Here is a 472-nt window from a genome sequence, read left to right as displayed (position 1 = left end):
GGCCCGGCGACGGAGCCCCGGTGGCGGCCGACAGCGCGCGCCGTCTGCAGGGCGCGGACGGCGATCTGCGCATGGACCACCTCGTGGTGACCGGAGTCGACCGCATCCAGGGCCAGGAGCTCATCGAACTGGCCGCGCAGAAGGCCCAGGTGACGCTCTCGGGCCGTGACTCCAGTGACGAGATGGCCGCGTTCTCCTCGCGCGGCCCGGACCAGAACCAGCGCCTCAAGCCGGACCTCGTCGCCCCGGGCGTCGACATCCGCTCGACCGTGCCCAAGAGCATCGTCGCGTCCGGCGCCTGGCGCATGTCCGGCACGTCGATGGCCTCGCCGCTCGTCGCCGGTTCCGCCGCGCTGCTGCGCCAGCTCCGGCCCGAGCGCTCCGCCACCGAGATCGGCGCGGAGCTGACCGGAACGGCCCACCGCCTGGGGGGCGTCGACACGATCGCCCAGGGCGCGGGACGGCTCGACGT

The 472-nt window shown here is 74.6% G+C and carries 1 protein-coding gene; it reads left to right on the top strand.

The annotated features are described in order from the left end of the window. Positions 1-20: 20 nt before the first annotated feature. Positions 21-472, top strand: a 452-nt coding sequence (locus G3I40_RS48135) for a S8 family serine peptidase (protein ID WP_343244921.1), incomplete at its 3' end; no start/stop codon positions are given.

Source organism: Streptomyces sp. SID14478, from assembly GCF_010548525.1.
In the GTDB taxonomy this organism is placed as follows: Bacteria; Actinomycetota; Actinomycetes; order Streptomycetales; family Streptomycetaceae; genus Streptomyces.
Note: the sequence above shows the minus strand (reverse complement) of the source record. Positions and strands in the feature narration are given on the sequence as shown.